The organism is Ochrobactrum sp. AN78, assembly GCF_029909885.1.
Lineage (GTDB): Bacteria > Pseudomonadota > Alphaproteobacteria > Rhizobiales > Rhizobiaceae > Brucella > Brucella quorumnocens.
The window spans coordinates 297,176-322,255 of sequence record NZ_JASAMU010000004.1 but is presented as its reverse complement, the minus strand read 5'-3'; the positions used below and the strand labels follow the sequence as shown (position 1 = coordinate 322,255).

Below are 25,080 nucleotides of genomic sequence, written 5' to 3'. Positions count from 1 at the left end.
AATGAACTCACCATTTTCCAAATCCGCTATTGAAGTGACCGAAATTCACAAGAAGTATGGTGCTGTTGCCGTGCTAAAAGGCATTTCTATGAGCATTCAAAGCGGAGACGTTGCCTGTATCATCGGTCCGTCGGGATCAGGAAAATCAACCCTTCTGCGTTGCCTCAATGGGCTTGTGCCTATCGATCGAGGACAGATCCGGGTTGGTGATTTTTTCGTTGAACGGTTGCATTCGGAGAAAGAGCTGGTCCCGCTGCGCCATAAAGTTTCAATGGTGTTTCAGCAATATAACCTTTTCCCGCATAAGACCGTGCTGCAAAATATCATGATGGCACCAATACAGGTGCTGCGTCATGACCGCGAAGAGGTTCGAGCGCGCGCTGTAGAGCTTTTGGCAAAGGTACAGTTGCAGGGCAAAGAACAGGCTTACCCGGGTGAATTGTCGGGTGGGCAGCAGCAACGTGTAGCCATTGCACGTGCGCTGGCTATGCAGCCAGAGATCATTCTTTTCGATGAAGTGACGGCGGCCCTTGATCCCGAAATGGTTCAGGAAGTGCTCAATGTTATCCGTGACCTTGCAGCCGATGGTATGACCTGCGTGCTTGTAACGCATGAAATGCGCTTTGCGCAGGAAGTCGCCGATCAGGTGTTTTTCACTGATGGGGGAGTCATGGTGGAGCACGGTGCTCCTGAAGAATTCTTCAATAAGCCGTCCGATCCGCGTCTCAAATCATTTCTTTCGAAGGTTCTGTAATCATCTGTCGAGGAAGACTCTATGCCGAGCTTTAAAATTCTGGTGCCGGACGCCCATTTGCGCGACCTTTCCATCGAAAGCGCCGTTTCGGGAGAACATTTCGAATATCTCATTTACGACGCAACAGATCCCGCGTCCATCCCAGAGAAGCATTGGCGCGAATGCGACGGTATCCTGGTCTGGCACCGCATGCGGATTGCGCCAGACACGGTTAAGCTTCTCGATAATTGCAGGCTTATTGTGCGGGTTGGAGTTGGCTTCGATAATGTCGATGTGGATGCCTGTCGCAACGCTGGCATCGCGGTAGCCAACGTCCCAAATTACGGCACGACGGAAGTCGCTGATCATGCAATTGCCATGCTTCTCTATCTCACACGCGGACTTGGTACTTACGAAAAACGCCTAAGGGCTGATCCGGTGGGCGGCTTTGTTGCCGAAAATGCGCCAGTTGTGCGACGTATTCGCGGACTGACCTTTGGTGCGATTGGTCTTGGCCGTATTGGAACTGCAATCACTCGTCGAGCTGCGGCTCTTGATATGAAAGTTGCATTCTACGATCCTTTTCTGCCCGAAGGGCATGAACTGGGCATCGGATTTGTGCGCAAGCAATCGATTGAGGAACTAGTAGCCAGTTCCGATGTTGTCAGTCTTCACGTGCCTCTTAATTCTGACACGCGTTCAATTATCAATGAAACGTTGCTGGCGCATTTTCGCGACGACAGTATTTTGATCAATATAGCGCGTGGCGGGCTTATTGATATCGACGCACTCTACAAAGCCTTAAAAAGTGACAAGCTTGGCGCGGTCGGGCTGGATGTCTTGCCCGTTGAACCGCCATCTCCTTCTCCGGCGCTCCTTGAAGCGTGGCGTAATGATGAAGATTGGCTGGCAGGGCGGTTCATCATCTCTCCACACGCCGCCTTTTATTCTGAAGCGGGATATGTGGATATGCGCACTTTTTCCGCTGAAATCATGATGGATTTCTTACTACGCAAGAAGGTTCGCAACAACGTTAATCCCGGTTGGGAAAATTATTCTCGCTCAATATAGGGCGGAACGCCGCTCATACAATGCTTTGTCCCATTCCGTTATAGAAGCTTAGTTCCACGCTTTTTGCGACATAATTCCGTGCATCAAGGAGCATGCCAAAATGGCATTTCAAAAAGTAGTCGCCCAGTTCAGCAGATTATCCGAGGTTGAATTGCAGGCATGGCGTGCCATCCCTCCCGCGGTCGCGTCTGATTGTCTTAATCGTACTCAGGCCATGAATGCGGTGATCAAACCTGTTGCCAGTGGCATTACGCTTTGCGGTCAAGCGCGTACGGTTACGGCTATGGCGGGTGATTGTGGTAGTATTTGTGAGTTGATCGGCATTGCCCAGAAAGGCGAAGTGATCGTCGTTGATGCTGGCGGTGTAGAAGATACTGCTGTCTGGGGTGGTATCATGACTGCAGAGGCCGCTCATCGGCAGCTTGGCGGTGCCGTTGTTTTCGGGGCTATCCGCGATGTGGAAGACGTGCGACGACTTCGTTTCAACATGTTCTGTAAGTCTGTCGTTCCGCGCGGCCCGCATCACGGTTTTGGCGGCATTATTGATGCTGCAATCTCAGTTGCAGGCGCAGTCGTACGCCCCGGCGATATCGTTCTTGGTAATGATGATGGCGTAGTAATTGTACCGCTCGAACGCGCCACCGAGGTTCTTGCTGCAGCACAGGCTCATATCATCAAGGAACAGTCTTGGCTTGATGGAATCCGTAGCGGTCGCACCATCCAGCAGATGTTCAACATGCAGACGTCAGCGCACGACTAAATTTGGTGAAGCGAGAATGAAGATAATTAAAGACGTTGAGGCCGCGAGAGCACTCAGCTATAAACCGCTGATAAACGCACTTGCTCAGGCTTTTGCTGCTGGCTGCGAGTGCCCGCCCCGTCATCATCATACGATTGACAATCGTGACACGGTCGATTCGACACTATTACTTATGCCCGCATGGGATGTCGCGAATGCCGATTGCCGTTTTCTGGGTATTAAGATTGTCACCGTCTGCCCGTCAAACAGCACTCGCAATCTGCCTGGACTGACTTCGACGTATGTGCTGTATGATGCCGAGACCGGTCAACAGCTAGCCTTTATTGATGGCAACACTATAACCACGCGCCGTACCGCTGCTACCGCAGCGCTTGGTGTCCGTTATTTAGCGCGCACCGATGCCAGTCGACTTGTGATGATTGGCTCTGGCAAAGTGGCAAGCCTTGTGCCTGAAGCGTTTCGCGCCATTCGCCCCATCACGGACGTTGCCGTTTGGGACATTGACCAAAACAGCGCCGAAAACCTTGTTCGAACTTTAAATGACAGTGGCTTCAAGGCACATGTTGCAGTCGATCTGGAACTTGAAATCGGCGAGGCCGACATTGTTAGCGCAGCCACATTGGCAAATGAACCAATTATTCATGGGGAATGGTTGAAGCAGGGTACACATGTGGATTTGATCGGCAGTTTCACACCTACGATGCGCGAAGCAGACGATATCGTAATGCAGCGCGCGATGATCTATGTTGATCGGCCGGAAGCCCTTATGGAATCGGGTGACATCATTCAGCCTCTGGAAAATGGTGTCATTACCGAAGCTGAAATTCTTGGCACTTTGCGGGATCTGACCCGTTCTGACCGCTTGGCAAGAAAATCGACGCAACACATAACCGTGTTCAAAGCGGTCGGCTCTTCGCTGGCGGATCTGGCTGCGGCTAGAATGATTTATACAATTGCGTCTTTGGGTAGTTGATAATGACGCGAAGCATGCTGACCCAAGTAAGGTTAATTGAAGCCAAGCCTGCCTGAGGGTGGTTCTGTTGCAAACTTTTCGTCAAAGAATGAGCTGATAGGGTGTTGGCTTTTAAAGAGCCGAGTATTTTTGATGTTTAAAGGCCGCCATTTCATGTCTGTCATTCTTTTATGTTTGCGATGGTATCTTGCTTACAATCTGAGCCTGCGCAATCTAAAGTAAATGATGGCCGAACGGGGCATTGCGATGGACGATTCCACTGTGCATCGCTGGGTCCTTCATTTCAGTTCAAAGCTGCATGAGAGTTTCAATCGCAGGAAGCGCAGGTGACACGGAAGTTGAACCTAGACGCGACCCATGTGAAGGTCAAAGGTGAATGGCTGTATCTGTAGCGCGCCATTGATAGCAATGGCGATACGGTTGAGTTCTACTTCAGTAGAGGATGCGACCTGACCGCCGCCAAAAGCTTCCTGCGCAAGGCTCTGGCCCGCCACGGCAGACCAGAGCGGATCACCATTGAAGGTAGCCAGACCAACCGCATTGCCATCCTGCAATGCGGTGCTGGATACAGGCTGAAACGCTCTGGCGACCCCATCATGATCCGCTCCAGCAAATATCTGAATAACACGATTGAGCAGGACCATCGACGCGTCAAACGCCGGATAATATTCATGCTCGGCTTCAAGTCCGAAGCTGCAGCCAGCATCACGCTCGCTGGCATCGAACTCATTCACATGATGCGCAAGCAACAAGGGGCCCTCGCCTCAGCGACACCGCTTTCTCTCAAGCAGCAGTTTACAGCGCTCGCAGTATAACTATATCCAAAGTTAAGCCGTATTCCGTGCTGACCGATTTTTTGCAACAGAACCAGCGCCATGGGTGCGATTAAGTGTGACACGCTCTAGGCTTTCCGTAGACTGCATTCCAAGACGATATTTGCGATAGGCGACAAAGCCTGAGAGATAGTGCTCGACATCATCGATACGCACGCGAAAAGCATGATGCCGAATGAAGAAGCTGCCTTCGATCCGTGCCGGATTGCCATAAAACATCGCAAGTTCGGGCCAGAAATGGCCATTGAGTAAGTGATGCGCACGTTTTTCCAGCGCGAAATAAAACTTCTTGAGATCGACCTTGGCCAGAAGCGGCGCGAGCTTCGGATCGACCTCAATCCGCTTGACCATCTGCTGCGCTGCCATCATCAGTTCGAGAAGAGTCGGGAAAGTTGTGATGCGGTTGCTGACGAAATCCAGATAATCCGCAAAATTACGGATGCCGAATTCGTAATATTTCTGCTTCGGTCGATAGCGGGTCAGTTCATTGACGGAATAGGAAAGCCAATGATCATGCGCCTTCCAGTGATCGGCTTCGATGAAATGCTGAAAAGCTTTTTCCACCGCGTCCAGCCATCGGGCGTCGTGGGTTAGCGAATAAAGTCGCATCAGCCCGAATGCTGCTTCGCCATCGTAATAGATGATGCGGAAAGATTCTTTGACGCTCAGCGATGGATAATTGAGGACGTGGTTGAATTTTCCCGTTTCCCGATCCTGCATATGCAAAATGCCGAGCGCGAGTTTTTCCAGCAATGGCAGATAGCGGTCGGTTCTCGTCAACTCGCTGTATTTGACCAGAGCCAGCAGGCAAACGGCATTGCCGCCAAGTTTGATTTCGCTATTCTCTTCCGTGAGAAAAGCCAGCTCCCTATCATCGTTATCGACTGTCTTGATGAGCTTGGTGGTGAGATGCATAAGCCCGCGCTCAATCGCATCTTTCAGCGCGTCGTCTCGGGTGACTTCCCAGGATTCAAGCATTGCATAAAGCGTGCTCGTGTGGCGGAGCGTGTTGTAGGTCTTGATCTGATTGTCGAAGCACGGATGCCAGCCATAGATAAAGCGTCCGTCCTCACCCACCTGGCTTGTGAGAAACCGACTGCCGCGTTCAATCAGCCCGTCGACATCGGCGATATCCATCATTTCGACTGTTCTGCGTCCGGCGTTCGGCCCCGAACCGGGGATCAGATGGACGGTATCTTCCTCATCAGTCGTGAACAGCGCTTTTGTGGAGAAAACATAAAACTGCTCCACTTCAGACACCGGGATTTTCTCAAATCCCCGCGAGCGCTTTGCATAGCGGTTGAAGTTCGCTTCATTGAGAATTGCGGTCGGGATCGATGGACCGCCGTAAAGCATGGCGTTGCCATTCAGTTCAGTTTCGAGAAAAGCCGTCTGAAATCGCGCATCGAGTGCGATGCCATAGCGGAAATAATTCCGTTTGACGTGACCAAGACGCTTGATCAGTTCCTGGTCATCGATCTCTTCAACGCTTTCCACCCAATCGATCCGCAGCCATTTTATATCGATTTTCGACTTGGCGATGGCCTGTCGCAATTTCTCCAGGCCTGCGTTCCAGCAGTCTTTGAAGCTTCCGGCGGTGGCGGTCAGTGTTTGTGCGCGGGATTTCGTGTCGGTGAAAGAAAAGAAAAGAATAAAGGGAGGCGTTTGCCCATTGAGTGGCTGGATATCTCGTTCAAGTGCCTGATGAACACGCGAAATCATGTTCTGCAGCTTGTCTGATACCATGCCAGCACCTCCCTATGTGTTTTAAAAATCCGCAGCTTTGTTAAAAGTAGCGGTATCTCCCACACCTCATTTATGCTGGCGGGACCTGTTCATGGTCAAGCCTGATAAAAACTCGCTTTTCGTATTTGTGTATGGCTCGCGCCATGGCATGGAAGTTTGCCACAAGCGACGCTATGTTCGGCGGCAATAGCAATCGTGGAGAACTCCATTGAAAATTTTCATTTTCGGCAGTGTGAACGTGGATGTAAGCGCCAGAATGGCAGCACTGCCGCGTCCCGGCCAGACACTCAATGCGTCGGGCTATGGGATTGGCCTTGGCGGTAAGGGCGCCAATCAGGCAGTAGCTGTGGCAAAGCTTGGCGGCGACATTCGCTTTGTCGGTGCAGTCGGCAAAGATGCTTTTGGCGAACTGGCTGTCAAAGAGATGCAGCAGTTCGGTCTGAATACCGACGGTGTTAAAATGATTGATGGTGCCGATACCGGCATTGCAATCATTCAGGTCGAAGAAGCAGGGCAGAACACGATTGTTGTTTGCGCTGGTGCCAATGCCAATTGGTCGGCTTCCGATATTAATGCCTATGCGCCTGATATCGCCAAGGCGAAAATCACGCTGTTGCAGCGTGAAGTCCCGCATGAAGCCAATCTGGCTGTTGCAAAGGCTGTGAAGGCGGCAGGCGGCACCGTGTTGCTCGATCCGGCACCGGTGGGTGACGCAAGCCGCATGGCTGATCTGATTTCACTGAGCGAAATCATTTCGCCTAATGAAACCGAAGCCGCTGAGATCACCGGCATTGAGCCCACCGATATTGCCTCTGCGGAAGCTGCTGCTCGCAAGCTTCTCGAACGTGGCCCGAAGATCGTCATCGTCAAGCTGGGCGGGCGCGGCTCATTGCTTGTGACCGCTGATGAGGTCAAGCATTTCGAGCCGTTCAAGGTGAAAGTGGTCGATACGGTTGCGGCTGGTGACAGTTTCAATGGCGGCTTTGCCGTTGCCTATTCGCAAGGTCAGTCGCTGCATGATTGCGTGCGTTTTGCGTCTGCCGCAGGTGCGATTGCCGTGACCCGCGCTGGTGCCGGTTCGGCTGCACCGACAGCAAAAGAAGTCGCGGAACTTCTGCAAAAACAGCAGTAAAACCGCACAAAAAGCCCTTTAAATAAAGGCTAAGTAGCCGCAATTTTATGGTAATTGCGGCTGCTTTGTGGCGATTATGTGTTTAGAGTGTTGCCAGACGCTCGGTCAGCAGTGCAAAGAAGCCATCCGCATCGACGTCCTTGATGAAGAGCGCGTTCTTCGGACGATCGGTCACTTCCCACCAGTCGACGACTGTTTCACCAATCGTCAGTTCCGAGTTGATCTCGATTTCCACGTTGCAATGACGGCCTGAGTAAAGTTCTGGTTTCAGCAAATAAGCGATGACGTTCGGGTCATGCAGTGGGCCACCGTCGGTGCCGTATTTCGCCTCATCGTAACGCTCGAAGAATTCGAGCCATGCCGCGACCACCTCGCCGACATGGGTGCCGATGCCGCGAATGGCTGCGATGCGTTTCTCGGTGGTCAGTACCTTATGCGTCACATCGAGCGGCATCATGGTGATCTGAATGCCCGATTTGAACACAACCGCAGCAGCATGTGGATCGACATAGATGTTGAATTCTGCGGACGGCGTGATGTTGCCGCCTTCAAAATAGCCGCCGCCCATCAGCACGATTTCCTTGACGCGTTCGGCAATCTTCGGCTCGCGGATCAGCGCGGATGCGATATTTGTCAGAGGGCCGAGCGGGCAGAGGGTAACAGTGCCAGCTTCTTCCTTCATCAGCGTTTCAATAATGAAATCAACGCCATGTTGCGCCTGAAGCGGCATGGTTGGGGCAGGCAGATCATAGCCATCAAGGCCGGTTTTGCCATGGACATTTTCAGCCGTTACCAGCGGACGCACCAGCGGACGGATCGAACCGGCGAAGACTTTTGTATCTGGCTTTTTTGCCACTTCGCAGATTGTGCGGGTGTTGATTTCGGTGCGGGCCAGCGGGCCGTTGCCGGCAACAGCGGTGATGCCGAGAATATCGAGTTCCGGGCTTGCGAGTGCCAGAAGAATTCCGACTGCATCGTCCTGACCGGGATCGGTATCGATAATGATTTTACGAGCCATAAGAGCTTCCTGATAAAAAGATTTAGAGAGCGTTGCGCGCTGCATCAACGGTCTGGTCGACGAGCGCTTTGAAGGAGATTTTCGCCGGACGACGCATATAGGTGACAATGTCGTCGGCCAGAAGCGGCTTCGACCAGCGTTCTGCGATGATTGCGGGGCCATGCTGAATAGCGATCATGCTGAGAATCTGCGCTGCATTGCAGTCGACATCATGTCCGATGCCGCAGACAATTTCGAGCGTGCGGTCGAAATCACCTTCGCCAAACCACAGTGCCACCACTTGTGCGGCAGCGTTTGGCGTGACGTGAATCCAGTTAAATTCGGCATATTCTGCATCGCATTTTGCCCATGCATCCTGCCAGTTAACAGCCGTATGGCAGGCATCCAGCGCGAACGCCAAAACCGCACCATATTCGGTATCGGTCGAGAAAAGCGTTGCCGTGGAGACAAGCAATTCGCGCGTGTCACTCACTGCAAAGGCGCGTGCGGCCATGACGGCATTGAAAACTTCGCCCAGAATTCCGTTTCCGGCGTGGGAGATTTCTGCATCCATCCATGCGAGACGGGCAGCTTCGCGCGCGCGTCCCGGCACGACCATGCCGCAGATCGTGCCACGCATCTGTGCGCCGATCCATTCATCAAATGGATTGTCAGATGTGCCGGTTTCTGGCGCTGTAAGCCCCCGACGCATGTTGGAAAGTGCGATTGCCTCCGCAGACCAGCCAAGCGGGATGAGCGACGTCCAGCGTTCAGCAATGTCGGCACTGGTAACGGCAGACCCCTTGTCGCCAAAGGCTTCGAGAAAGGCGATCTCGAAGGTGATATCGTCATTATAGGTGTTGGGTTCGCGTACATAATCGCGGATTGGGCCGAAGACTTCTGCGATGTTTTCGGCTGTATAGCCTTCAAGGGCCGTGCCAGCGGCTGCCCCCACCAGCTGTGCCATCCACGCGCCCGAGGTGCGCGCGCGGAAATCATCGGAGCTAAGATCATAAGCCACGTCTTCCGGCCATTTGACCGTTGCGTCAAAGACTTCCCATGATGCAAAACGCGTAGTCTTTTGCGATGGGTGGCTCGGGTCCGGCTTTGCCGTCCGCATCAGCACGCGCAAATGCATATCGATGCGATAAAGCGTTTCAAAGTCGCCGCGCTCCAACGCTGCAAGCCCATCGCGCAGAAGCTCCGCATATGGTGCCAACACATAGCCCTTGTTCTCCAGCGATTGCAGCGCGCCAGCCATCAGACATTCAGGCGCTGCCGATCCCGGCACATTGCTATTCCAGAACATTGCCATGAGGTCGTCCTGCGCCTTCATGACAGCGCTTGCATCCCATGTCTGTTCTTCTGCTGTGCGTATGACAGGTTTGGTGTCGCGCAACAGATCGCGTGTAAGCTCCCAGGCTTTCATGTTTTTCTCATTCTTATGCATGTCAGGATTTCTTCAATTGTCTTGCACGCCGCTGTCTTCTGGCGGCATGCACTGTCAGCACCACGACGGGCACGAGATAAGGGATCATCTGCATCAGCTCGAACGGTAGTCCAAGGCTTTGCAGCGTAATGGCAAGAGATTCTGCGGCAGCCAGCACAAGGCTTGCGGCCAGTGTCCCCCAAGCAGTTCCCTGTCCCATAACCTCCGCTGCAATGGCAATGAAGCCGCGACCGGCCGTCATGTTCTGGCCAAACCATGTGACATAGCCGAGCGAAAGATAAGCACCCGAAGCACCACCGAATATGCCCGAAAGCACCAGCGCCTGCATTTGCACACGCTTGACGTGAATGCCTGCCGCGCGTGCGGATTTGGGATCAACGCCCGTTGCACGCACATGAAGGCCGAAGCGTGTACGCATCATCATGAGGCTAACAGCAGGCACAGCGAGCAATGCTGCAAAGCTCAGTATGTGGATATTGCCGATATAAGGTATGGCAAAGCTTGGCAGTGCGCCGCTTTTCAACGCGCCTGACATGCCTTTGTCGCCGGTAGCAAGAAAAAGCCCCAACGTCGTGCCTGCAGCCGCTGCAATATTGAGCGCGATACCGGTCATGATGAGATCAGTACCGAGCCGATTGACGGAGAATGACATCAACCAGCCAAGGAAGGCCCCCACAATAAGAGCTGCGAGCAGGCCGATGGCAGGACTTCCCGTTGCGGCACTTGCGAGAACGGCAATCAATGCTGCAATCAGCATCATGCCTTCCATGCCGATATTGAGCACGCCCGCGCGGTCAGAGATCATCACGCCCAATGCCGCCAACAAAAGAGGCGTGGCGACACGCAGGATTGTTGCGATGAAGGAAGGATCGAGAATTTGTGCAAGAACGGCGCTCATGACTGTTCTCCTTCCCGGTTGCGCAAGTTTCGGATCAGACGCAGCACAGTTGGATGATTGTGAATGACGCTGGCCGTTGCACCCACCATGATGGCGGCGGTCACAAGTCCCACGACTTCGGTCGGAATATTCATGTTCCGCGCCAGAAGATCGCCGCCCACTTGAACAAAGCCCAAGAACAATGCTGCCGGAATAACCAGAAACGGGTTTTCGCGCGCGAGAATTGCAACGACAAGGCCAGTCCAGCCATAACCGGGCAGATCGAGCCATGCGAAACGATTGTGCAAGCCCAGAACTTCGAGCGCGCCAGCCATGCCTGCCACTAGACCGCCAATGATCTGCGCACGCATGACAATGCCCTTGAGTGGCAGGCCAAGATGGTTGGCGAGGCCGGGGCTAGACCCTGCAATACGGATATTGAGTCCCGAGCGCGTCCAGTAGAGCCAGATGCCACCTGCGATGCAGGCGAGGATCGCAATGATCGAGCCGCTGTTAAGGCGCGTGCCTGCCAGAAGTCGTTCGAGCTTGGCGTCAGGCGGAATGCGCATGGACATCATACCGCCGGCTGCAGGATCACGGATCACGTAATTGAGCACGAACAGCCCCAAAAACAGGAAGGCATAGTTCAGAACCAGTGATGTCACCATTTCGGATGCGCCAAAGCGCAGGCGCAATGCCGCTGGAATTGTGCAGGCAAAGCTACCCGCAACCGCACCGCATAAAATGGCGACAGGCAGCGAGAACCAGCCAAGCGAAGGCAGCAGAACCGCACCCGCAACCGCACCCAGACCACCGAGATAAAAGCCGCTTTCTGCGCCGAGATTAAACAGGCCAGAGCGGAACAGAATGGTGATAGCAAGACCTGTAAGCATGATCGGCGTTGCGGCTTCAACCACATTGCCCATATGGCGAATGCTGCCAAAGGGGCCGAGGAAGAAGGTTCTGAGAACGCCTGCCGGATTATCCTGCATCAATGCCAGAGGCACCAGCAGGACCGCCATGATGACACCGATTACCAGCACGGTCAGAAAGAAGGGAATAAGATAGGATATAAATCTACGCATCAGGCAACATTCCTCGTGCCAAGCATATACGGGCCGAGAACCGCTGGAGTGATGTCTGGTCCATTCTTGAGAACGGCAACAATGCGACCATTGAAAAGCACGACGATACGGTCGCTGAGCCGCAGCAATTCATCAAGATCAGCACTGACCAGAAGCACAGCACAGCCACCCTGCGCAACCTCATCAATACGACGATGCAGGAAGGCTGCTGCTGAAACATCGATGCCACGTGTGGGCTGGTCGGCGATGAGAAATTTCGGATTGGTGGCGAGTTCGCGTGCAGCGATGAGCTTCTGAGCATTGCCGCCCGACAAGGAGTCGAGCCGTTCGGTGATTGCGCCTGCACGCACCGAATATTGTTTGATCATGCCGCTGACGCGTGCCTTGATCGCATTCCAGCGGAGGAAAGGACCCCAATAGATTGGGGAACCTGCGGTCTTGTTGTTACGACCGGTTCTGGCACCAGTACCAGCAATAGCGTTTTCCGCCAGCGAAAGACCGGGCGCGCCGCCCTGCGAAAAGCGATCGGCTGGCAGATAGGCGAGGCCTTTTTTGCGCCAATTTGCGGTTTTGGCAGCAAGCATATCTGCGCCATTCAGACGAATAGCTCCGCTGCTTGCTTCCATAAGACCGGAAAGGACCGAGACAAGTCCGCGTTGTCCGCTGCCATCGACACCGGCAACGCCAACGATTTCGCCTGCGCCGATTTCAAGGTTTACATCGCGGATGCGGTCGGCGGGATCGAGTGCCTGTGTGGTAACGCCTTGCATTTCGAGGACTGTTTCCGTCGGCCCCTGCTTATGGACGCGCTCAGGAATGTCGACGGCGTGACCCATGACCATTTCCATGATGGCATCATCAGGCACGTCGGCTAGCTTTTCGGTGCCGGTTACCATGCCGGCGCGCAACACCGTGACGCTTTCAGCAAGTTCGCGCACTTCGTTGAGCTTGTGCGAAATGAAGAGAATGGTGATGCCTTCATCGCGCAACGCTTTCAGTCTGCGCATCAGTTCTTCGATTTCCGGAGGCGAGAGAACAGCGGTCGGTTCGTCAAGGATCAGCAGACGGGTGCGCCGCGACAGCGCTTTGAGTATCTCGATCTTCTGTTGTGCAGCAACGGACAGCGTACCCGTGATCGCGTCCGGGTCGGCATGCAAATCATAATGCTGCATGAGTTCTTCGACCGTTTTGCGTGCACTTGCACGGTCGATAAAGCCGTTCTTCACCGGCTCATGGCCGAGAATAATATTCTCCGTGACGGTCAGCGTCGGCACAAGCGAGAAATGCTGGTGCACCATGCCAATACCCTTGGCGCTGGCATCTTCCGGCGACCAGGAGGTAATATGCTGGCCGTCGATGATGATTTCGCCTGCGGTGGCGTTCTCGATGCCGAACAGGATTTTCATGAGTGTGGATTTACCAGCGCCATTCTCGCCGCAAATGGCGTGGATAGACCCGGCGCGGATCGAGAACGACACATCGCGCAATGCCTGCGTGCCGTTCGGATAGACCTTACTCACATCGCGGAAAGCGACGATTGGGCGGAAGGCGACGATTGCATCGTCGCCTTCATTGTTTTCAGCTTGTTTTTCCACGATCAGGGACGAACCTTGTTGCGGATCGCGTTGAGATCCTCGGTGCTCATGCCAAATGCGGTTGGAACCGTGATCTTGCCTTCGGAAATCCCGTCGGAAGCCTTCTTGATGGCATCCTTCATGTCCTGAGAGGCCATGGACGCCATATTGCCGTCCTGTACGATGCCCACAGCGCCTTCCTTCAGACCAAGCGCTTCCGCTTTGCCGAATGGCAGATTGCCTTCCTTGAAGCGGTCGTAGGCTTGCAAAAGACTGACATCGACGTTCTTCAGAACGGAGCTGACAACCTGCTTGGCCATCGCCGGATCGCTGTCCTTGAAGATGCCTTCCTGATCGGAATCAACGCCCAGAACATATTTGCCGGTTTCTTTCGCTGCTGAAAGCTGGCCAAGGCCGGTCTGCGAGGCAACGACGAAGCCGAGCGCCACATCGGAGCGATATTGTGCGAGGCCGAGTTCCTTGCCCTTTGCCGCATCCATGAAGGAGCCTGCATAGGAAATGGCGATTTTCACGTCTGGCGAAATTGCCTGAGCACCGGCAACATAGCCGACGAGGAAGTCGTTGATAACCGGAATGTCCATGCCGCCGAGGAAGCCGAGATTCTTGCCAACATCACCAAGCTTGCCTTGCTTGAGAAGCTCTGCCGCAAGCATACCGCCGAGGTAAGAACCTTCGTTCTGCTTGTACTGGATCGAATAGACGTTGTCGTAGCCGCCTTCTTCATAAGGGACGCTTGCATCATAAAGGACATATTTCTTGTCCGGATATTGCTGCGCGACCGAGCCTACGGTTTCCGACATCTGATAGGTGCCGCCGATGATCAGGTCCCAGTCCTGTTCGGACGCATCGAGGAAAACCGGCTCCCATTTGGTCGGATCGTCGCCGATTTCCAAAATCTTGGTTTCGACGTCGTCGCCATACTTGTCCTTGATCATCTTCATGCCATTGGCAGCGGAATCGAAGAAGGATTTGTCGCCGAGCGCGCCATTGATGATGAGCAGAATCTTGTCCTGCGCTTGCGCTGCCGTGGTGGCAACAGTGCCCATCGCTGTGGAAGCAGCGAGCGCAAAAGCAAGATGAAACATTCCCCGTCTGGTGGACTTGAACACAACAGAACTCCATTTTTATAACACTATAGAGATGGAATTTCTGCTTTGGGCTTATCGCCTCGTTCTACAGATCCCCCACACTTGCCCGATCAAACGACGGCGCATGGTGCAAGTCAATCTCCAATTTAAGGACCCGCTGTGGACAAGGTAAGGCTATTGCGTCGAAAGCTGTTAAAGCTTTCGATTATTTCACAAATGCCTGGCTTGGATGGCGCAGAGTGGGATCAAAAGGATTGAGTTTCTCGGTAATAATGGCTGCTTCCTTGCGCAAAAGCTCGGTGATCGTGTGCTGACGTTTTTCTGTTAATCGTGAAGCCAAAGTGCCGATACTGAGTGCCGCTACTGCTTCGCCATTGCGATTGAGCACAGGAACGCCGAGGCCTGCCATGCCATCGATCATGTTGAAGTTGAAGGTGGATGCACCGGTTTCGCGCACTTCCGCGATCATGATGCGAAGATCAACTTCGTCAATGGTGGCCTTGTCCAGAATGCGGGGCATGTTGAAGCGAATGATGGCTTCGCGCTCTTCTTCCGGCAGAAAGGACAGAATGGCGAGACTGCCCTGACCGATGCCGAGCGGCACTTTGCCGCCGATATCGCCGGTATAGGAGCGGATCGGAAAAGGACCTTCCACGCGATCAAGACAGACGGCATCGAAATTGCTGCGCACCAGCAAGAAGACCGTATCGTTGAACGTTGTTGAAAGCCTTAAGAGCGATGGGCGCGCAAGGCTCAGAATGCCATCACGCTGACGGGCCTGTGCTGCCATGGCGAAAAAGTCCAGCGACAGGCGATAGGCTTTCTTGTCGGGAAGCTGCTCGACAAGGTCCTCGGCAATCAGCGTCTTCAACAATCGATGTGCCGACGGCTGGCTCAATTCGAGATCCCGCGCCAGATCGATGAGCCGAACGCCGTCTTCCGTGCTTGCCGCCAGACCTTTCAGAATATGAATTGCCTTCACCAGACTTGAGTTAAGCGAGGCACCAGATTTCGTATTCTCTGATATATCATCCATAAAGTTGCTTCCAAATTCTGTATTTTGAAAGAAATATATAATTTATTCCGAAATTGAAAATTATAATTTGTAATCGTTCAAAATTTTCTGCCATTTGAAATCGTCGCCAATGGGAAGGTCAGGCAAGGCATTGAATGGATGCCGAGCGGATCGGCGGTATTTGCTTCAGACTTGGGGAACGCTGCGGCTGCACAAGCGGTCGAACGGTCATGCGTTCAAACAATCAGGTCCGATAAGCGCTCAAATGCGCGATCAAGCCGCTCCCCTCAGCCAGTCCTATGAAGAGGCGACGTGAACCAATATCGCGGCGCTTCCGTTCCCCCACTTTGACTGGCGGAAGTCTTGCCGAGAGGGAGACGCAATGAGCTTTTTGACCCTTTCCAATATTTCCCGTTACTACGGCAAGTTCGCAGCCGTTGATAACTTCAATCTGGAGATTGAAAAGGGAGAGTTCATTTCACTTCTCGGCCCGTCGGGTTGCGGCAAAACCACGACATTGCAGATGATCGCCGGTCTTGTGCCACCATCATCGGGTGCGATTACGCTCGATGGACGCGATATCACCCGGCTGGCTCCTGCCAAGCGTGAATTGGGTGTGGTGTTCCAGAGTTATGCGCTGTTTCCGCATATGACGGTTGCGCAGAATGTCAGCTTCGGTCTGGAAATGCGCAAAGTGCTAAAGGCGGAACGCGAAAAGCGTGTACGCGATGTGCTGGAACTGGTTCGCCTCAGCGCATTGGCCGAGCGCTATCCGCGCGAAATGTCGGGCGGTCAGCGTCAGCGCGTCGCTATTGCGCGCGCGCTGGTCATCAACCCGCCGGTGCTTTTGCTCGATGAACCTCTGTCCAATCTTGATGCGCAGCTGCGTGAAGAAATGCAGTTTGAACTGCGACGCATCCAGCGCACCGTTGGCATTACCACTATCATGGTGACCCACGATCAGGCCGAAGCGCTGTCGATAAGCGACCGCATCGTGGTGATGGAAAAGGGTGTGATTACGCAGGTTGATGCACCTTACAAGCTCTATGAGCACCCGCATAACCACTTTATTTCCAACTTTGTTGGCAAGTCGAACTTCCTGAAGGCGCAGGCCGATGGTGCGACTGTTTCGGTTGCCGAAACCGATATTCGCTTTCCGTCAGCAGACCAGAGCGTTTCGGGTGAAGTTTCGGTATTCATTCGCCCGGAAAAAGTCCATCTCGTTGATGCAGGCGAAGGCCAGATCAGCGGCGAGGTGACAACACGCTACTTCATGGGCAGCCAGTGGCTGCTCGGTGTATCGACCAAGGCTGGTCAGCTTTCCGTGGCTTTGCCAAATCTGGGCAATCCACCGCCTGCGGAAGGCACAACGGTTGGCCTTGCCTGGAACCATGAAGATTGCCGCATCCTGAATGCAGGAGCGAACTGATCATGAGTGCCGTTTCGCAGACAACGACCGGGGAAACAAAAGAGCGGCGGAATTATTTGCCGTTATTCCTGACCGGACCTTCCACCCTTTTGTTCTTCGCGCTGGTGCTTTTGCCCCTGGCGCTGACCGTCATGTTGTCGTTCAACTCGTACAGCTATGACAAGGGCATTCAGGACGTCTTCACCGTCGCCAATTACACGCAGGTGCTTCAGGACCCCTATTACCTGAACATCTTCTGGCGCACATTGCGGCTTGCGCTGATTACCACGGTGATTGCAGTCATTATCGGTGTGCCGGAAGCCTATATTCTCTCGAACATGCGCGCGCCTTGGCGCTCGATCTTCCTGCTGGTCATCATTGGGCCGCTTCTGGTTTCGGTTGTGGTGCGTACATTCGGCTGGAGCATGCTTTTAGGCCGTAACGGTCTCGTCAACAGCACGCTCGAACTGCTGGGCCTGCCCGCAGCGCAGATCCTTTATACCGAAACGGCAATCGTGATTGGTCTTGTGCATATCATGCTTCCATTCATGGTGATCCCGGTCTGGACCGTGCTGCAAAAGCTTGATCCGACGGTTGAAGCTGCGGCGCTGACACTGGGTGCCTCGCGTTTTACAGCACTACGTCGCGTGGTGTTCCCACAGGCCGTTCTTGGCATTTTGTCGGGTAGCCTGATCGTCTTCGCGCTCTCGGCAAGCTCGTTCGCAATCCCCGGTCTGTTGGGTGGTCGCCGTCTCAAGATGGCGGCAACGGTTGTCTATGATGAGTTCCTGATCGAGCTCAACTGGCCGCTTGGTGCTGCCATCGCGATCATCGTTCTCCTCGCCAATCTCATCATCATGATTGCCTATAATCGCATGCTCGAAGGGCAAGCGAGAAAGAAGCTGGGGTAACCGCAATGACAAAGAACGGTCCTTTCGCACTCTTCTTTCACACGCTGGTCGTCATATTCATGCTGGCGCCGATGGTTGTGGTCTGCCTCGTGGCGTTCACGCCGGAAAACACGCTGTCTATGCCTTGGAACGGATTCTCGCTGCGCTGGTTCAAGGCGGTGTTTGCGCATAATGATTTCATGACTTCGTTCTCGAACTCGCTGCAGCTCGCCTTCTTCTCGGCGACGATTTCAACACTGCTTGCTGTTCCTTCCGGCCTTGCAATCGCTCAGTACAAGTTTCGGGGCCGTGATGCGCTCAATGCGTTGTTTCTCTCGCCGCTGATCATCCCGCATCTGGTGCTGGGCGTCGCGTTTTTGCGCCTGTTCTCGCTGATGGGCCTGACCGGCTCGTTCGCATGGCTGGTGGCAACCCACGTGATCGTCGTCACACCTTATGCGTTGCGTCTGATCCTGGCATCGCTGAGCGGTATGGATCGCAATGCGGAAAATGCAGCCCGCACTTTGGGTGCCGGTGAATGGACAGTGTTTCGCCGCGTTACGCTGCCACTTTTGCTGCCGGGATTGTCGGGCGGCTGGTTGCTTGCCTTCATCAATTCGTTCGATGAACTGACTATGTCGATCTTCGTCACCTCGCCGTCAACCGTCACATTGCCGGTACGCATGTATATGTATGCAAGCGAATCCATCGATCCGATGATGGCTGCGGTGTCGGCGCTGATGATCCTGGTTGCGACGGTGACCATGGTGATTATCGACCGCCTGTTTGGTCTCGACCGCGTCCTCGTGGGCAAGGGCTGATAGGGGCGCACATATCATGGCGGTTACAGTTTCGCCTTTAACGGCTCAGTTCCGCAGGCGGTATCGTCTCAATGAACAGCCGGTTGGCTTCCTGCTCGATGGCGTTCCCTTTGAGGGACGCCGTGGAGACACGGTGCTGACAGCTATTCTCTCGGTGCAGGGTAAAGTGCGTCATACAGAATTTACTGGCGAGCCGCGTGCAGGCTTCTGCCTCATTGGTGCGTGTCAGGATTGTCATGTCATGACGGTAGAAGGCAAACGCCTGCGCGCCTGCACAACGCTGCTTGAAGACGGCATGGAATTTGTGACAGGGGCAGCGCTATGACTGTAGCTCTCGCGCCTGTCATTGTTGGGGCTGGCCCGGCGGGCATTCGTGCCGCAGAAATGCTGGTGAAAGCCGGGCATCGTCCGATTGTGCTTGATGAGGGCATGCGTGCTGGTGGACAGATTTACCGTCGTCCACCTTTCGATGACGGGCGCAGCTATAAAGCGCGTTATGGTTCGGAAGCCCATAAGGCTGAGGCGCTTCACAAGACGTTCGATTATTTGCACGAAGCAGTTGATTATCGTCCCGAAACGCTGGTCTGGAACATTTCACGCGACAATGGCAACAGCCTTGATCTCCTGACGGGCGGCGTTCATACGCAACTTCCCTTCAGCCATTTGTTGCTTGCGACGGGGGCTACAGATCGTGTCTTGCCGTTTTCGGGTTGGACCAAGCCGGGTGTCTATACGCTCGGTGCCTCGCAAACGGCGCTGAAAGCACAAGGCTGCACAATCGGCGAGCGCGTTGTCTTCATGGGATCCGGGCCGCTGCTTTATCTCGTTGCGTGGCAATACCACCATGCCGGTGCGAAGGTTGCGGCAGTTCTGGATACCGCTCCCTTCCGTTCGAAATTTCACCTCGCGCATCTGGCCCTGCACGCGCCGCGCATTGTGGCGCTCGGTGCTTATTATGGCTTCCGCCTGATGCTTGGTGGCGTGCCGGTCCATTACAATGTGCGCCCTGAACAAGTGTTGGGCGAGGGCCACGTCGAGGGTATTCGGTATCAAAAGGCTGGCCGCAGGCGGGAAATCGAATGCGATGCACTGGCCTACGGTTTTGCATTGCGTCCCGAGACCCAGCTTGCTGATCTTGCCGGTTGTGAATTTGGCTTTGAAGATCGTGACCGTGCCTGGCTTCCTGTCGCGGACCCGCTTGGCCGGACCAGTCAGGCCGGGGTTTATGTTGCGGGCGATGGTGCAGGCATTGCAGGCGCAGATGCGGCTGAAATTCGTGGGACATTGGCGGCGATTGCCATGATCCGTGATCTTGGTGGCACGGCGGACACGACGCTCGAACGCCGTTTGCTCGGCGAACTTGATGCGATCTATCGTCAACGTCTGATCGTGGAGAAGGTTTTTCCATTTCCGCGCGACTGGTTTGAAACGGTTGGGCAGGATGTAACGCTCTGCCGTTGCGAAGAGATTAAGCTCAGCGAAGCCCGAGCGGTCATCAGTGACGGCAATACAAGCGAGATCAATCGACTGAAAGCGTTGAGCCGTGTGGGTATGGGCCGTTGTCAGGGCCGTATGTGCGCGGCTGCGGCGGTCGAACTTCTGGCAGCAATGCAGGATAAATCTCCATCAGAAGCAGGCCGTATTCGTGCGCAGGCACCGGTCAAACCGATCCCGCTTGGCTTCGGCGCAAAATCTGCGCACGAGGTGCGGTCATGACAAAGCGCCTTCAGGCTGATGCTTTGATTATCGGCGGTGGAATTGTTGGCGGTTCAGCGGCGCTTTTCATGCGCCAAGCCGGGTTGTCGGTTATCCTTCTCGACAAAGGCTTCTGCGGCGCGCAGGCAAGCGGCGTCAATTATGGCGGCGTGCGCAGGCAGGGCCGCGAACCTGAGCAAATCGCCTTGTCGCAGCGCTCGTTTGATCTCTGGGCGCGTCTGCCTGAATTCATTGGCATCGACGGCGAGTATATTCGCAGTGGTCATTTGAAACTTGCACGCACGCCAGAGAGCTTTGCGTCTCTTGAAGCCTATGCGGAACGGGTCAGGCCGCTTGGACTTGAGCTGGAACTGATCGGTGGCAACGCCGTGAAAGAGCGCTTTCCATGGCTGACGGGTGATGTGGCTGGCGCCTCGCTTTGTGCGGAAGACGGTCACGCAAATCCGCGTCTTGTTTCGCCTGCCTTTGCGCGCGCTGCAAAGGCTCTGGGTGCAACGGTACTGGAAAATACGCCTGTCCACGAAGTGCAGACAACAGGTGATGGTTTCGCGGCGCTGGCGGGTGACGGCATCGAAATTCGTGCGGGCATGGTCTTTAATTGCGCAGGTGCCTGGTCGGATCGCTTTGCAGCATCCTTTGGCGAGCCGGTTCCTTTGAAGCGGATTTATCCCTCGATGGTCGTGACGGAGCCGATGCCTTTGCGCTTGCCGATGAGTCTCGGCGAAGAAGGCGGCGGTTTCTATGGTCGTCAGGTCACGCGTGGTAATTATGTGATGGGTGGTGGGCGTGCAACACCGCTTGAAAACCCGGATTTCTCGCGTCCTTCGGTCAATGCTGCATCATCTGTGATGCTGCGTGCCATCGAACTGTTTCCACATCTTCAACATGCACAGGTCATCCGCTTCTGGTCGGGGACGGAAGCAGAGATGCCGGATGATAATCCGGTTATTGGGCCAAGTGGCCGCGTCAAAAACCTCTTTCATGGCTTCGGCTTTAACGGTGCCGGTTTTCAGACCGGACCTGCCGTCGGCGCTGTGCTGTGCGATCTGGCCGTCAAAGGCGAGACAGAAACACCGATCGAGGCTTTCTCGATCAATCGATTTAACCATCCAACCTCAAATCACAAAGGGAACTAGCATGAAAAAGCAACACATGGCTGCAATGTCCGCACTGGCGCTTGGCTTGTCGGCAGCTTTCGTTTCGGGCGCGTCCGCTCAGACTAAGACGCTTTATATTGGCATGAATGGTGGCAATATGGAGCGCGCTTTTACCGAGAACGTGCTGCCGGAATTCGAGAAGGCCAACAATGTGAAGGTCGTTGTCGTGCCGGGTACATCTGCCGATATTCTCGCCAAGGCGACTGCGCAGAAAGACAATCCGCAGATGCACGTTATGCTGCTCGATGATGGTGTGATGGTGCGCGCAATCAATGCAGGCCTTTGCCAGAAAATCTCTGATGATCCGGTTCTCGCCGACATTCAGCCTGCGGCACGTCTCAAGGGCGACATGGCAATCGGCGTCGATATGGGCATGACCGGCATCGCTTATAACAAGAAGCTGTTCGACGAAAAAGGCTGGGCCGCTCCAACCTCATGGATGGATTTCGCCGACGAGAAATACAACAAGGCTGTTGTTTTCCAGTCTGCGTCCGCTTCGACCTTCGGCCTTCATGCATTCCTTATGTTTAACCGTATTCAGGGCGGCGACGACAAGAACCTCGAGCCGGGCTTCGAGAAGTTCCCGGACCTGATCGGCGAGAACGTTCTGGAATTCATCCCGTCATCGGCAAAGATTTCGGAAATGGTTCAGACCGGTGAAGCTGCAATCTTCCCGCTGACACCAACCGGTGTGAACAACCTCAAGGACAAGGGCATTCCGGTTGAATACGCTCAGCCGAAGGAAGGCTCAGTCGTTCTCGCTGTCACCGAATGCGTTCTGGCTGGCAACAACGAACCAGAACTGAGCCAGAAGCTCGCGCATTATCTGCTTTCAGCCGATGCTCAGAGCAAGGCGCTTGATCATGGCAACGTGATCCCGTCGAACCAGAAGGCCAAGGCCGGTTCGCCAGAAGCGCAGGCCAAGCTCGATGCGTTCAACGGTTACATGAAGACAGCCAACACGCTTGATTGGGATGCCGTGAACGAAGGTCGTCAGCAGCTCAACAACCGTTGGAATCGTACGATCGAACAATAATACCAAGGCGCTAGAGCGTTTTCAATTTTCTCCGAACCAGAGAAAACGCTCTAATTATTTGTTTTTGAGCATGTCTTTATCCCATCGTAGCGGGATCAGAAATCAGTCCGGTGGACTGATTTCCCCGCGAAGGCGGTTCTCACTTTTGGGAGACATGCTCTAGAATGCTCACGCATCACGCCTTGAGAATGTTCAAGCGTCGCTCGGGCTTAATCAAAGTCCAATGAGCTTCACTCAATGAACTTTGGTACAAGATCATATGACGAACAAGAAAAAGCCCGCTCCGAGCAATCGGGGCGGGCTTTCTTGTTAAGCTACGCTTTGAGCTTTCTGCTTTCGGGCCGACTGCCAGACCAGCGGGACGAGAATGAGGGCAACAGTCGGGAAGATCAGCCAGTTGATTGTCTCCCAGCCGGATGAATGCAGCAGCGAACCGGCAAAGAAGGAAGCACATGCAACCGTGCCGAAGACGAGAAAATCATTGGCACCCTGCGCCTTGCCGCGTTCTTCCGGCGTATGACATTCCGCGACCATGGCTGTTGCGCCAATGAAGCCAAAATTCCAGCCGACGCCAAGAAGGATCAGCGAAATCCAGAAATGGGTCAGATCAAGGCCGGACAGAGCGACGATTGCAGACAACGCGATAATCAGAAGGCCGACTGCAGTAATACGCTCTTTCCCGAAACGGGTGATGAGCATGCCGGTGAAGAAGCTTGGCCCAAACATGGCCAGCACATGCCACTGAATACCCAGCGCTGCGTGATTGACGGAATGACCGTGGCCAACCATGGCAATCGGCGCTGCAGTCATCACGAAGGTCATCAGGCCATAGGAGACGACACCAGAAGCCACCGCCAGCATGTAACGCGGGCTTAGCAAGATCTCCTTGAGCGGGCGTCCGTTGCTTCCGGTATTGGAAGATTTTGCGGCTTTGGGTGAGCGCAAAAGCATCAAGACAGGTATTGCCATCAGCGCGAGAGCGGCCTGACTCAGAAAGCTGCCAGCATAGGGCGTGTTGGGCAGTGCATCCCGCGTCCAGATGACAAGTTGCGGGCCGATGATGGCTGCGATCAGACCGCCGACCATAACCCAGGAAATGGCGCGGGCCCTGAGCGGTCCTGTTGCGGCATCAGTTGCAGCAAAGCGATAGCTCTGCACGTAAGCGGCATAAAAGCCCGCGATGAAAGTGCCGAAGCAGAAAATGACAAAGGAGGCCGAGAAGATACCGAAAGCGGCGACCAGACCGGCCGTCATGCCAAAGCCAGCGCCGAGCAGATAGCCATTGCGGCGTCCGAAGGACCGCATGACGAAAGCCGCCGGCAGAGTTCCCAGCGCCAGGCCGAGATTGAACAGGCTGACAGGAAGTGTGACCAGCGCCGGATCAGAAGAAAGCTGCTGCCCGACCAATCCACCCAGCGAAATGATGATCGGTGGGCTTGCTGCACCCAGAGCCTGTGCCGCAGTCAGCACGAAAATATTGCGTCTGGCGATTGTCTGGTCGGTCATGTCTGCACTTCTTCAAAGTTGCCTTGATAATCGTGCCGGGCCTATTCAGCTGGCACCTGGAAATGTGTGCAAATCACCGCCATCACCTGCCGCGCTATATCGCTTTCAACGCGATACCAGATCGTTTGCCCGTCGCGACGCCCGGCAATGATGCCATCACGTCGCAGCAAAGCCAGATGCTGCGAGACAGTGGAGGCACGCAAGCCGATCAGTTCGGCAAGCTGCCCCACTGACTTCTCACCACCATGCAACCGGCAGAGGATCATGAGCCGGTGATTGTTGGCGATTGCCTTGAGGAATTCACTTGCCTCGTCGGCCGCAAGATGGGTTTTTACGCCGGGGTCGATTGGGTTAGCTTTATTCATACCTACGTATCTACGAAACTATGAAGATATAGTCAATCTTACTCAAAAAACGGGTATCAGGAAATTTCATTCCGATTTCCGTTTCAAACTGTAAGCGGTGGTGAAAGCGCTTCTGTCTGCAGTAATGATATTGTAGCGTTGGTGCATTGCTGTTTTTGGGTCGGGCTATTTTTTGGGTTGGAGTCGTCGTGCGTATATCGGTCTTGTGGGTTGTGTTTGGAGTTTTATTGTCTGGTCAGGCACATGCAGAAGATGACTGGAAAGCCGTCGAAGTTATAAAACCCTACGCAATTACTGGCCGCACCGGCCCTGAGCTTTATGAATCCATCGGCGAGCGGGGCCCTAAAGCCGGCAAATCCCGCGTGATCGCGCACACGACCTTTGTGTTGACCTGGGACCGCAAGTTCGACAATTCCAACAATGGCTGCACAATTGTTTCGGCCAAACCCAAGCTGAAAATCACCTATACGCTGCCGAAGCCTTCACAGAAGCTGTCCTCCCCGGTGAGAGAGAACTGGGAACGCTTCTATGATGGCATCTACAAGCACGAGCTTGTTCATGGCGACACCGCCAAGGACATGACGCGCGAAATCGTCCGCACAACGGTTGGGCTTTCGATCCCGAATGATCCAAGGTGCCAGAAAATGCGCCGGGAACTGATTAATCGCATTACTGCGCTGGTCGAGGTTCAGCGCCAGCAAGGCCGTGATTTCGACCGTGTTGAAATGGGGTCCGGCGGCAATGTCGAGCAGCTCATTCTGGCGTTGGTCAATGGAGGCTAGAATTTCCAGCAAAAGTGCGTGAGCCTTTTGCGTCGGATAATGCG

The 25,080-nt window shown here is 54.3% G+C and carries 23 protein-coding genes and 1 pseudogene; 14 read left to right on the top strand and 10 right to left on the bottom strand.

Features of this window, described 5'->3' with window-relative positions:
* Window position 1: 1 nt before the first annotated feature.
* The 5 genes and pseudogenes from QBD00_RS10780 (at window position 2) to QBD00_RS10760 (ending at window position 4,352) form a co-directional block, all read left to right on the top strand.
* Window positions 2-754, top strand: a complete 753-nt coding sequence (locus tag QBD00_RS10780; RefSeq protein WP_264233853.1) for an amino acid ABC transporter ATP-binding protein — start codon at window positions 2-4, stop codon at window positions 752-754.
* Window positions 755-775: 21 nt separating this feature from the next.
* On the top strand, window positions 776-1,804 hold the full coding sequence (locus tag QBD00_RS10775; protein ID WP_318579451.1) for a C-terminal binding protein: 1,029 nt from the start codon (window positions 776-778) through the stop codon (window positions 1,802-1,804).
* 100 nt (window positions 1,805-1,904) lie between these two features.
* Window positions 1,905-2,564, top strand: a complete 660-nt coding sequence (locus tag QBD00_RS10770; RefSeq protein ID WP_318579450.1) for a hypothetical protein — start codon at window positions 1,905-1,907, stop codon at window positions 2,562-2,564.
* Window positions 2,565-2,580: 16 nt separating this feature from the next.
* Window positions 2,581-3,537 carry an ornithine cyclodeaminase family protein gene (locus QBD00_RS10765; protein ID WP_318579449.1) on the top strand — a complete coding sequence of 319 codons (957 nt, stop codon included), beginning with the start codon at window positions 2,581-2,583 and terminating at the stop codon, window positions 3,535-3,537.
* A gap of 132 nt (window positions 3,538-3,669) precedes the next feature.
* A pseudogene (locus tag QBD00_RS10760) lies at window positions 3,670-4,352 on the top strand (IS6 family transposase).
* A 12-nt stretch (window positions 4,353-4,364) separates the two neighbouring features.
* On the opposite strand, the gene QBD00_RS10755 reads toward QBD00_RS10760, so the two are convergent.
* On the bottom strand, window positions 4,365-6,116 hold the full coding sequence (locus QBD00_RS10755; RefSeq protein ID WP_318579448.1) for a hypothetical protein: 1,752 nt from the start codon (window positions 6,114-6,116) through the stop codon (window positions 4,365-4,367).
* A 256-nt stretch (window positions 6,117-6,372) separates the two neighbouring features.
* Between QBD00_RS10755 and rbsK the strand changes: the two genes are divergently transcribed.
* Window positions 6,373-7,248 carry a ribokinase gene (rbsK, locus tag QBD00_RS10750; RefSeq protein WP_318579505.1) on the top strand — a complete coding sequence of 292 codons (876 nt, stop codon included), beginning with the start codon at window positions 6,373-6,375 and terminating at the stop codon, window positions 7,246-7,248.
* Window positions 7,249-7,330: 82 nt separating this feature from the next.
* Here rbsK and QBD00_RS10745 read toward each other — a convergent pair whose 3' ends face one another.
* The 7 genes from QBD00_RS10745 to QBD00_RS10715 all read right to left on the bottom strand — a co-directional run bounded on the left by QBD00_RS10745 (window position 7,331) and on the right by QBD00_RS10715 (window position 15,376).
* A complete protein-coding gene (locus QBD00_RS10745) occupies window positions 7,331-8,266 on the bottom strand; it encodes a nucleoside hydrolase (protein WP_151091241.1) in 936 nt (311 codons plus the stop codon).
* A gap of 22 nt (window positions 8,267-8,288) precedes the next feature.
* Entirely contained in the window at window positions 8,289-9,674 is a 1,386-nt protein-coding gene (locus QBD00_RS10740; RefSeq protein ID WP_318579447.1) for an ADP-ribosylglycohydrolase family protein, read from the bottom strand.
* Window positions 9,675-9,696: 22 nt separating this feature from the next.
* Window positions 9,697-10,593 carry an ABC transporter permease gene (locus tag QBD00_RS10735; RefSeq protein ID WP_318579446.1) on the bottom strand — a complete coding sequence of 299 codons (897 nt, stop codon included), beginning with the start codon at window positions 10,591-10,593 and terminating at the stop codon, window positions 9,697-9,699.
* Complete coding sequence (locus QBD00_RS10730; protein WP_318579445.1) at window positions 10,590-11,657, bottom strand: ABC transporter permease; 1,068 nt, start codon at window positions 11,655-11,657, stop codon at window positions 10,590-10,592. The genes QBD00_RS10735 and QBD00_RS10730 overlap by 4 nt, the downstream gene beginning before the upstream one ends.
* Entirely contained in the window at window positions 11,657-13,252 is a 1,596-nt protein-coding gene (locus QBD00_RS10725) for an ABC transporter ATP-binding protein (protein WP_318579444.1), read from the bottom strand. The genes QBD00_RS10730 and QBD00_RS10725 overlap by 1 nt, the downstream gene beginning before the upstream one ends.
* Window positions 13,253-13,254: 2 nt before the next feature.
* Window positions 13,255-14,361, bottom strand: a complete 1,107-nt coding sequence (locus QBD00_RS10720) for a BMP family ABC transporter substrate-binding protein (RefSeq protein ID WP_318579443.1) — start codon at window positions 14,359-14,361, stop codon at window positions 13,255-13,257.
* 184 nt (window positions 14,362-14,545) lie between these two features.
* On the bottom strand, window positions 14,546-15,376 hold the full coding sequence (locus QBD00_RS10715; RefSeq protein WP_024896961.1) for an IclR family transcriptional regulator: 831 nt from the start codon (window positions 15,374-15,376) through the stop codon (window positions 14,546-14,548).
* A gap of 361 nt (window positions 15,377-15,737) precedes the next feature.
* On the opposite strand from QBD00_RS10715, the gene QBD00_RS10710 reads away from it, so the two are divergent.
* Genes QBD00_RS10710 through QBD00_RS10680 form a run of 7 tightly spaced genes read left to right on the top strand, consistent with a single transcriptional unit; the run spans window position 15,738 to window position 22,383 of the window.
* Entirely contained in the window at window positions 15,738-16,784 is a 1,047-nt protein-coding gene (locus QBD00_RS10710; protein WP_318579442.1) for an ABC transporter ATP-binding protein, read from the top strand.
* Window positions 16,785-16,786: 2 nt separating this feature from the next.
* A complete protein-coding gene (locus QBD00_RS10705; protein ID WP_318579441.1) occupies window positions 16,787-17,674 on the top strand; it encodes an ABC transporter permease in 888 nt (295 codons plus the stop codon).
* Between the two features lie 5 nt (window positions 17,675-17,679).
* The gene (locus QBD00_RS10700) at window positions 17,680-18,474 is read left to right on the top strand and encodes an ABC transporter permease (protein WP_318579440.1); all 795 of its coding nucleotides are present in this window, start codon (window positions 17,680-17,682) and stop codon (window positions 18,472-18,474) included.
* 16 nt (window positions 18,475-18,490) lie between these two features.
* Window positions 18,491-18,799 (top strand): (2Fe-2S)-binding protein, encoded by a 309-nt coding sequence (locus QBD00_RS10695; RefSeq protein ID WP_264232297.1) that lies wholly within the window; start codon window positions 18,491-18,493, stop codon window positions 18,797-18,799.
* The gene (locus QBD00_RS10690) at window positions 18,796-20,190 is read left to right on the top strand and encodes an NAD(P)/FAD-dependent oxidoreductase (RefSeq protein WP_318579439.1); all 1,395 of its coding nucleotides are present in this window, start codon (window positions 18,796-18,798) and stop codon (window positions 20,188-20,190) included. Before QBD00_RS10695 ends, QBD00_RS10690 begins: the two co-directional genes overlap by 4 nt.
* A complete protein-coding gene (locus QBD00_RS10685) occupies window positions 20,187-21,326 on the top strand; it encodes an FAD-dependent oxidoreductase (protein ID WP_318579438.1) in 1,140 nt (379 codons plus the stop codon). The genes QBD00_RS10690 and QBD00_RS10685 overlap by 4 nt, the downstream gene beginning before the upstream one ends.
* A gap of 1 nt (window position 21,327) precedes the next feature.
* Window positions 21,328-22,383 (top strand): ABC transporter substrate-binding protein, encoded by a 1,056-nt coding sequence (locus tag QBD00_RS10680; protein WP_318579437.1) that lies wholly within the window; start codon window positions 21,328-21,330, stop codon window positions 22,381-22,383.
* Window positions 22,384-22,692: 309 nt separating this feature from the next.
* Here QBD00_RS10680 and QBD00_RS10675 read toward each other — a convergent pair whose 3' ends face one another.
* Together QBD00_RS10675 and QBD00_RS10670 are read right to left on the bottom strand one after the other, a co-directional pair.
* Window positions 22,693-23,889 carry an MFS transporter gene (locus tag QBD00_RS10675; protein ID WP_318579436.1) on the bottom strand — a complete coding sequence of 399 codons (1,197 nt, stop codon included), beginning with the start codon at window positions 23,887-23,889 and terminating at the stop codon, window positions 22,693-22,695.
* 41 nt (window positions 23,890-23,930) lie between these two features.
* Window positions 23,931-24,254: an ArsR/SmtB family transcription factor gene (locus QBD00_RS10670; protein WP_134155793.1), complete on the bottom strand. Its 324-nt coding sequence runs from the start codon at window positions 24,252-24,254 to the stop codon at window positions 23,931-23,933.
* Window positions 24,255-24,448: 194 nt separating this feature from the next.
* On the opposite strand from QBD00_RS10670, the gene QBD00_RS10665 reads away from it, so the two are divergent.
* On the top strand, window positions 24,449-25,036 hold the full coding sequence (locus QBD00_RS10665) for a DUF922 domain-containing Zn-dependent protease (RefSeq protein ID WP_318579504.1): 588 nt from the start codon (window positions 24,449-24,451) through the stop codon (window positions 25,034-25,036).
* Window positions 25,037-25,080 lie beyond the last annotated feature (44 nt).

Coding starts and splice junctions, on each gene's coding strand:
- QBD00_RS10775 (WP_318579451.1), top strand. CDS start 776: ATGCCGAGCTTTAAAATTCTGGTGCCGGACGCCCATTTGCGCGACCTT.
- QBD00_RS10710 (WP_318579442.1), top strand. CDS start 15,738: ATGAGCTTTTTGACCCTTTCCAATATTTCCCGTTACTACGGCAAGTTC.
- QBD00_RS10780 (WP_264233853.1), top strand. CDS start 2: ATGAACTCACCATTTTCCAAATCCGCTATTGAAGTGACCGAAATTCAC.
- QBD00_RS10740 (WP_318579447.1), bottom strand. CDS start 9,674: ATGAAAGCCTGGGAGCTTACACGCGATCTGTTGCGCGACACCAAACCT.
- QBD00_RS10700 (WP_318579440.1), top strand. CDS start 17,680: ATGACAAAGAACGGTCCTTTCGCACTCTTCTTTCACACGCTGGTCGTC.
- QBD00_RS10670 (WP_134155793.1), bottom strand. CDS start 24,254: ATGAATAAAGCTAACCCAATCGACCCCGGCGTAAAAACCCATCTTGCG.
- QBD00_RS10695 (WP_264232297.1), top strand. CDS start 18,491: ATGGCGGTTACAGTTTCGCCTTTAACGGCTCAGTTCCGCAGGCGGTAT.
- QBD00_RS10770 (WP_318579450.1), top strand. CDS start 1,905: ATGGCATTTCAAAAAGTAGTCGCCCAGTTCAGCAGATTATCCGAGGTT.
- QBD00_RS10735 (WP_318579446.1), bottom strand. CDS start 10,593: ATGAGCGCCGTTCTTGCACAAATTCTCGATCCTTCCTTCATCGCAACA.
- QBD00_RS10680 (WP_318579437.1), top strand. CDS start 21,328: ATGAAAAAGCAACACATGGCTGCAATGTCCGCACTGGCGCTTGGCTTG.
- QBD00_RS10705 (WP_318579441.1), top strand. CDS start 16,787: ATGAGTGCCGTTTCGCAGACAACGACCGGGGAAACAAAAGAGCGGCGG.
- QBD00_RS10745 (WP_151091241.1), bottom strand. CDS start 8,266: ATGGCTCGTAAAATCATTATCGATACCGATCCCGGTCAGGACGATGCA.
- rbsK (WP_318579505.1), top strand. CDS start 6,373: ATGGCAGCACTGCCGCGTCCCGGCCAGACACTCAATGCGTCGGGCTAT.
- QBD00_RS10715 (WP_024896961.1), bottom strand. CDS start 15,376: ATGGATGATATATCAGAGAATACGAAATCTGGTGCCTCGCTTAACTCA.
- QBD00_RS10690 (WP_318579439.1), top strand. CDS start 18,796: ATGACTGTAGCTCTCGCGCCTGTCATTGTTGGGGCTGGCCCGGCGGGC.
- QBD00_RS10730 (WP_318579445.1), bottom strand. CDS start 11,657: ATGCGTAGATTTATATCCTATCTTATTCCCTTCTTTCTGACCGTGCTG.
- QBD00_RS10755 (WP_318579448.1), bottom strand. CDS start 6,116: ATGGTATCAGACAAGCTGCAGAACATGATTTCGCGTGTTCATCAGGCA.
- QBD00_RS10765 (WP_318579449.1), top strand. CDS start 2,581: ATGAAGATAATTAAAGACGTTGAGGCCGCGAGAGCACTCAGCTATAAA.
- QBD00_RS10685 (WP_318579438.1), top strand. CDS start 20,187: ATGACAAAGCGCCTTCAGGCTGATGCTTTGATTATCGGCGGTGGAATT.
- QBD00_RS10675 (WP_318579436.1), bottom strand. CDS start 23,889: ATGACCGACCAGACAATCGCCAGACGCAATATTTTCGTGCTGACTGCG.